The organism is Streptomyces sp. (assembly GCF_031178505.1).
GTDB lineage: Bacteria > Actinomycetota > Actinomycetes > Streptomycetales > Streptomycetaceae > Streptomyces > Streptomyces gulbargensis.
In genome coordinates this window covers 1-8,107 of record NZ_JAPSIW010000276.1, presented here as the reverse complement: position 1 = coordinate 8,107, position 8,107 = coordinate 1, and the positions used below count along the sequence as shown (strand labels likewise).

4 protein-coding genes are annotated in these 8,107 nt (G+C 70.9%); all 4 read left to right on the top strand.

Annotated elements, in window-relative coordinates:
• Positions 1 to 402, top strand: a 402-nt coding sequence (locus RIF68_RS18980; RefSeq protein WP_309052471.1) for a PD-(D/E)XK nuclease family protein, incomplete at its 5' end; no start/stop codon positions are given.
• Positions 403 to 412: 10 nt separating this feature from the next.
• Complete coding sequence (locus RIF68_RS18975; protein WP_309052470.1) at positions 413 to 1,816, top strand: dipeptidase; 1,404 nt, start codon at positions 413 to 415, stop codon at positions 1,814 to 1,816.
• Between the two features lie 73 nt (positions 1,817 to 1,889).
• Positions 1,890 to 2,837 (top strand): NAD(+) diphosphatase, encoded by a 948-nt coding sequence (nudC, locus tag RIF68_RS18970; RefSeq protein WP_062782405.1) that lies wholly within the window; start codon positions 1,890 to 1,892, stop codon positions 2,835 to 2,837.
• A 242-nt stretch (positions 2,838 to 3,079) separates the two neighbouring features.
• Positions 3,080 to 8,107, top strand: a 5,028-nt coding sequence (locus RIF68_RS18965) for a DUF6531 domain-containing protein (protein ID WP_309052469.1), incomplete at its 3' end; no start/stop codon positions are given.

Sequence of the window (8,107 nt, the reverse complement as noted above, 5' to 3'; positions counted from 1 at the left end):
CCCTACCGCGTCGAGGTCCCCTTCCAGTTCGTCATCGCGGACCGCGTGATCCGGGGGCGCATCGACGCCGTCTACAAGGAAGGCGACGGGGACGACGCGACGTACGAGATCGTCGACTGGAAGACCAGCCGGACCCGCAGCGCCGACCCCCTCCAGCTCGCGGTCTACCGCCTGGCCTGGGCCGAGCAGCAGGGTGTCCCCCCGGAGTCGGTGACGGCCGCGTTCCTGTACGTACGCAGCGGCGAGACCGCCCGCCCGAGGAACCTCCCGGACCGCGCCGACCTCGAACGTCTGCTGCTCGGAGAGCCGGCCGCCCCCACGGAACACCCAATTCCGCTTGCTGTGCCTGCCGAGCACTCCGGCGCCGAACCGCCGGACGGACCCACCCCGGATGGCGGATAGGCTCGTGGCCATGAGCGAGACCCCGGACAGCGCCGTCCGTACGTACATCGAGAACCACCGCGCCGCCTTCCTCGACGAGCTCGCCGAGTGGCTGCGCATCCCGTCCGTGTCGGCCCAGCCCGAGCACGCCGGTGACGTGTGCCGCAGCGCCGAGTGGCTCGCAGGCCGGCTCAAGGAGACCGGTTTCCCGGTCACGGAGGTATGGGAGACGGCCGGGGCGCCCGCCGTCTTCGCCGAGTGGCCGTCGGAGGACCCCGGGGCCCCCACCGTCCTCGTCTACGGCCACCACGACGTCCAGCCCGCGGCCCGCGAGGACGGCTGGCACACCGACCCCTTCGAGCCCGTCGTCCAGGGAAACCGCCTCTACGCCCGGGGCGCGGCCGACGACAAGGGCCAGGTCTTCTTCCACACCCTCGGCGTCCGCGCCCACCTCGCGGCCACCGGGCGCTCCGCCCCCGCCGTGCACCTGAAGCTCCTCGTCGAGGGCGAGGAGGAATCGGGGTCCCCGCACTTCCGTGAGCTCATCGAGACCCACAAGGACCGCATCGCCGCCGACGTGGTGATCGTCTCCGACACCGGCATGTGGTCGGAGGACACCCCGACCGTCTGCACCGGCATGCGCGGCCTCGCCGAGTGCGAGATCCGGCTGCACGGCCCCGACCAGGACATCCACTCCGGTTCCTTCGGCGGCGCCGTGCCGAACCCCGCCACCGAGGCCGCCCGCCTGGTCGCGGCCCTGCACGACGAGCACGGGCGCGTGGCGATCCCCGGTTTCCACGAGGGCGTCGTCGAGCTGACCGACCGCGAGCGCGAGCTCTTCGCCGAGCTGCCCTTCGACGAGAAGCGCTGGCTGCGCACGGCCAAGTCCCACGGCACGCGCGGCGAGGCCGGTTACACCACCCTGGAGCGCATCTGGGCCCGCCCGACCGCCGAGGTCAACGGCATCGGCGGCGGGTACCAAGGAGCAGGCAGCAAGACGATCATCCCGTCGTCCGCCGTGGTGAAGCTCTCCTTCCGCCTGGTCGCCGGACAGCGTCTGGACCGCGTCGAGGAGGCCGTGCGCGCGTGGGCGGCGGCCACCGTCCCCGCCGGCATCCGGCACACCGTCACCTTCAGCGCGGGCACGCGCCCGTGCCTGACGCCGCTGGACCACCCGGCCCTGCAGTCGGTGGTCCGCGCCATGGGCCGCGCCTTCGAGCAGCCGATCCGCTTCACGCGGGAGGGCGGCTCGGGGCCCGCGGCGGACCTCCAGGACGTTCTCGCCGCACCCGTGCTGTTCCTGGGCATCTCGGTGCCCTCCGACGGCTGGCACGCGCCGAACGAGAAGGTCGAGATCGACCTCCTCCTCAAGGGTGTGGAGACGACCGCCTACCTGTGGGGCGACCTCGCCCGGAACTGGCGCGATGCACACTGACCCACGGACCGCCGGGCACACCGCCGCCCGCCCTGCCGAGCCACCCATTCCTTCGGGGGAGTTGGAAGCACCTGTGACCACCTGGACCGACCACACCGCCGACCGTCCGATCTCGCTGACCGCGCCGAGTGGCATCGACCGGGCGGCCCACCACCGCATGGACGAGGCGTGGCTCGCGGCAGCCTGGAGCCACCCGACGACCCGGGTCTTCGTGGTCTGCGGCGGTCAGGTGCTCATCGACGAGACGCCCGAGGGCCGCACCGAACTGGTGATGACCCCGTCCTTCGAGGCGCCGCTCACCGAGGAGCACCGCTACTTCCTGGGCACCGACGACGACGGCGTCAGCTACTTCGCGCTCCAGAAGGACGCCCTGCCGGGCCGCATGGACCAGTCGGCGCGCCCCGCCGGGCTGCGGGAGGCGGGGCTGCTGCTCTCCCCGCGCGACGCGGGCCTGATGGTGCACGCCGTGGCCCTGGAGAACTGGCAGCGCCTGCACCGCTTCTGCTCGCGCTGCGGCGAGCGCACCGTCATCGCGGCGGCGGGCCACATCCGCCGCTGCCAGGCCTGCGGCGCCGAGCACTACCCGCGCACGGACCCGGCCGTGATCATGGCGGTCAGGGACAGCGAGGACCGCATCCTGCTCGGCCGCCAGGTGCACTGGCCCGAGGGCCGCTTCTCGACCCTGGCCGGTTTCGTCGAGCCGGGCGAGTCCATCGAGCAGTCGGTGCGGCGCGAGGTGTTCGAGGAGGCGGGCGTGATGGTGGGCGACGTGGAGTACGTCGCGAGCCAGCCCTGGCCCTTCCCCTCCAGCCTGATGCTCGGCTTCATGGCCGAGGCGATCTCCTCGGAGATCGACGTGGACGGCGAGGAGATCCACGAGGCGCGCTGGTTCTCCCGGGAAGACCTGCGGGCCGCATTCGAGTCCGGGGAGGTCCTGCCTCCCTACGGCATCTCGATTGCGGCCCGTCTGATCGAGCTCTGGTACGGCAAGCCCCTGCCGAAGCCGGGGTCGGTGGGCTGAGGTCCCGTCCGCGTCTCCGATCCGTGACCGGTGTGTCCCTTGTTGCGGATCAGTAAAGACTGCCGGGCGTATCGGCGCGGGGTGTGTCAAAACCCCCTTTTCGCCCTTGCTATTTGATGGCCCCTGCATCAAAGTTCCTCACGTTCTGTACACAACTGGCCACGGTTGTGCGGGTATTCGGGGGGAACAGGGTCGTGCTGGCGATAGCGTCTGCGCGCTTGCGTGCGCTGATGGTCGTGCTCGTGCTGTCTGTGGTGGCGGGCGGCGGATGGCTGGGGAAGGTGTCGGCCGACGACGGCGGGCCCGCCGTCCGACCGGTCGGCAGCACGGGACGCATGCCCGCGCCTGCCGCGGTGCAGAAGCCCATGACGCCCGCGGAGCGGCGCGCGCAGACCACGGTCCGTGGCGAGGGCGCGAAGTCGCACGGGTTGCCGACGACGAAGAGCCGCCCCGCGACCGCCCGCCAGATGGCGCTGTTCGAGCGCAATCAGCGAGCGGCGAAGCCGGGGGCACACGGTCAGCGGGCGTCGCGGTCGGCCGCCCGGGCGAAGGCCGACGCGGCCGCGCCTTCGTACTCCAGCGGATCGCTCTACCAGTACACCGTGGACCCGTTCGGGAACACCGCAGCCCAGCAGGGCGGCTGGCTGATGGCTCTGGGCAACCACATCGGCGCCGCGGTGCCGGGCGAACCGCTCCAGGTGTCGGCGGCGATCTGGCAGACCGGGGGCGCGGACGACGAGGTGCACCCCGTCAAGGTGCGCTGGAAGGTCGAGGACTACTGCGCGGGCACACCGGACAAGGTCCTGGACTTCGGGCAGACCGTGCAGGCGCCGACGCTCAACACGGGCCGGACGTTCCCCGTGGTGAACGCGTCCATCACGCTGCCGACCACGGTGTGCGACACCTCCAGCCCGTCGTACTTCGTCTACGTCTGCACGACCGTGGCCGACGACCCCACGGACAACGAGTCGTGCGGCTCGTACAACCTCTTCTACATGGTCCCGGCCCTGCCGGAAGGCGCTGCCTGCGCCGCGCTGTGCGGCGACGCCAGCGGCTCGGCGGGGACGACCGTGATGCGTGCGGACCCGGTGAACACCGCGACGGGCGCGTTCACCGAGTCCTTCACCGACGCCCGCGTGCCGGCGCCGGGCGTGCCGTTGACCGTGGGCCGCGTCTACTCCTCGGACAACGCCGACACCGGAGCGCTCGGCAAGGGCTGGCAGCTCCCCTGGGAGACCCGGCTCTCCGTGCGGTCCGACGGTGATGTGGTCCTCATCGGTGAAGGAGGCGCCCGCCACACCTACACCAAGAAGAGCGGCGGAGCGTACGCGACCCCCGGGCAGGCCCGTTCCACGCTGTCCGCCGACGGCAGCGGCTACCGGCTGACGACGGCCGACCACCGGGTCTACTCCTTCACCTCCGAGGGCCGCCTCTCCGCGCTGAAGGACCGGACCGCACGCGGTCTGACGCTGGAGTACACCGGCGCCAGACCAACGAAGATCACGGACGCTGCCGGGCGTGCGGCCACGCTCTCCTACTCCGGTGACCGTCTCGACCGGCTGACGCTGGCCGACGGACGCCTGATCGACTACGACTACACCGGCGGCCGGCTCACCGCGGTGAAGGCCCTCGACGGCGCCACCGAGAAGTACGGCTACGACTCGGGCGGCTTCCTGGACGAGGTCACCGGGGCCGACGGCAAGGTCGTCACGCGGAACGTGTACGACGACAAGGGGCGGGTGACGTCCCAGACCGACGGGGCCCAGCAGGAGACCCGCTTCGCGTACCGCGGGAACGGCGAGTTCGACCAGGCCGACATGACGGCGCCGGACGGCGGCGTCTGGACGGACATCTACTACAAGAACGTCCTGTTCACCCAGCTCGACCCGCTCGGAAACAAGAGCTACTACCGCTACGACCAGCACTTCAACCGCACCAGCGCGGTGGACGCCGAGGTCCGCGAGACGCAGTGGGACTTCGACACCACGGGCCGCCTGAAGCGCCGCTCCTCCGGAGCCTCCGACGAGACGTGGTCGTACGACAAGGCCGGCAACGTCGAGTCGCACACGGACGGGGAGTCGAATAAGACGGTCTTCGGGTACAACGCGAAGAACCAGCTGACCTCGGTCGACGGACCACTGACCAAACCAGTGACCTACGGCTACGACGCCACGACGGGCCTCGTCGAGACGGCCACGTCCGCACTCGGCAAGACCACTCGCTTCGGCCACGACGACGACGGCAACCTGACGTCCGTCACCAGGCCCGAGGGCGGCAGGAGCACCTTCACGTACGACGCGTCCGGACGCCTGAAGACGGCCGTCGACCCGCGGGGCAACGAGACCGGCGCGGACCCGGCCAAGTACACCACCGCCTACACCTATGACACGGCCGACCGCCTCAAGACCGTCACGGACGCGCGCGGCAACGTCACGGCGTACGACTACGACCCGGCCGGACGCCTCTTCACCCGCACCGACGCCGCCAAGCGCGTCACGACGTACGCGTACGACGACGCGGGCCGCCCGACGGAGGTCACCGACCCCGTGGGGAAGAAGCGGATCATCGGCTACGACAAGGCGGGCCGCGTCGCGTCGGTCACCGACCGCACCGGCGGCACCACCTCGTACCAGTACGACAAGGCCGGACGCCAGTCGCGGATGGTGACCGCGCGCGGCAACACCGAGGGCGCACAGCAGGCCGACCACACCTGGAAGTTCGGCTACGACAAGGTCGGCAACCGCACGTCCGTCACCGACCCCCAGGGCAGGACGAGCGCCTTCACCTGGGACGCCGACGACCGCCCGCTGTCGACGACCGACCCGCTCGGCCACACCCGCTCGGTGAAGTACGACGACAACGGCTCCGTCACCAACACGGTCGACGGCCTCGGCCACGGCACCACGCTGGCCTACGACGACGAGGGCCGCCTGGAGTCCTCGAAGACGTGGTCGAACCACGTGACCCGGTACGAGTACGACGACGACGGCAACCTGACCGCCGAGGTCTCCCCGGCCAAGGAACGCACCACCTACACCTACGACGGGGACAGCCGCCTCGCCACGTCGGTCGACCCGCGCGGCAACGCCACCGGCGCCGATCCCGCCGAGTACACCTGGACGTACGGCTACGACGCGGCGGGCCACGCCACGACGGTCACCGACCCGCTGGGGCACAAGGCGACAGCGGAGCACGACGCGGTCGGCAACGTCACCGCGGTGGCCGAGCCCGGCAACAAACCGACGGTCTACGCCTACGACGCGCTGAACCGCGTCGACCTCGTCACCCACCCCGACGGCGGCACCACGGACCCGGCCTACGGCAAGGCCGGCTTCCTGGAGACCAGCAAGGACGCGAACTCCCACGTCACGAAGTACGGCTACGACGCCGAAGGCCGGATGACGTCGGTCACCAACCCACGGGGCGAGACCGTCGGCTACACCTACGACGCCGAGGGCAACCGCACCACCGTCACCAACGCGCGCCGCCAGACCATCACCACGACGGTGGACGCCCGGCTCCTGCCGACCAAGGTCACCTACTCCGACGGCACGCCGACGCAGTCGTACACCTACGACGACGCGGGCCGTCCCCTCACGGTCAAGGACGCCACCGGCACCCGCACGCTCACGTACGACAACGACGACAAGGTCGAGACGATCACGTCGCCGGGCGTCGCCAAGCCCTTCACCTACCGGTGGAACACGGACGACACCCTCAAGTCCCGCACCTATCCGGACGGCCGGGCGATCTCTTACACCTACGACGACACCGGCCGGGTCAAGACCCAGCGGACCGACGGCAAGGACACCGGCTACCAGTACGACGAGGCGGGCAACCTCACCTCGGTGACGCTGCCGACGACGACGGCACGCACGGAGAGCCGTTCCTACGACCGGGTGGGCCGCCTGGCCTCCCTGACGACCCCGTCGGGCGGCAACTCCTTCGCGTACGACGACGCGGGCCGGATCATCACGGACACCCCCAAGGGCGGCAAGCCCTCGCGGTACGCGTACGACAGCGCGGGCCGGATGAAGCGGGCCTGCACCGACACGGGCACCGCGTCCTGCCTGCCCGGCGCCGGCGGAGAGACGTACACGTACGACAAGGTCGGCAACCTCACGTCCGCGAAGGCGTCGGGCACCACGACGACGTACGAGCACGACGAGGCCGACCGGCTCAGCTCCGCGAAGAAGGGGGCGACGACCACCGGGTTCGGCTACGACGCGGACGGCAACCAGACCAAGGACGGCGCCGACACCTACACCTACGATCCGCTGGGCCGGGTCAAGACGGCCAAGGTCGGCTCCGACGCCTACGCGTTCCTGTACGACGCGGACGGCAACCGTACGGTCAGCCAGAAGAACAGCAAGCTCGCCCGCACCTCCCGCTGGGACATCAACAACCCGCTGCCGCAGCTGGCCACCGACACCGACAGCGCCGGTGCGCTGATGGCGGACTACCGCTACGACCCCGACGGCACGGCGCGGTCCATGGACCGCACGAAGGGCACCTTCCACTTCACCCAGGACCGCCAGAACTCCATCAGCACGGTCTTCGACTCGGCGGGCAAGGACAACTACCGCTACGCCTACGGCCCCTGGGGCGAGTCCACGGGCAAGGCGACCGTCAGCGGGGGCCAGACCAGCATCTTCGGGTACACGGGCCAGTACAAGGACCAGTACCTGCCGGACCGGCTCCTGCTGCGCGCCCGCTCCTACGACACCGAACAGAGCCGCTTCACGACGCAGGACCCCGTCCCGGCGGCCCTGGACAACTCCAGCAAGTCCTCCTACGCGTACGTCAACAACGACCCGTCGAACCTCGCCGACCCGTCCGGGGCGTGCCCGTGGTGCATCGGCGGTGCCATCGGCGGTGTCATCGGCGGCGGGGTCTACGCCCTGACGCATCAGGACGACTTCGACTGGGGGGACTTCGCGGGAGCCACCGCCAAGGGCGCCGTGATCGGCGCGGGCGCCGGGTTCCTCGCTCCCGCGGGGATGGGCCTCGCCACCTCGCTCGGTCTTTCCGGGGGGCGGGCCCTGGCGGTGGCGGCGGTGACGGACGCCGCCATCGGAGCGGGCTACACGTACGCCGTCAACACGGTTCAGTGCCAGCCGACCAGCCCGTCCGATCTGCTGATCGGGGCCGCGGGCGGCGGCCTCGCCCCGCTCCTCGGGCCCGCTTTCCGCTACGGCAAGGGGCTTTTCGGGAAGTCGGGCGCCTCGGCCGACGACCTCTCGCAGCTGTCGCTGCAGCTTCCGTCCAAC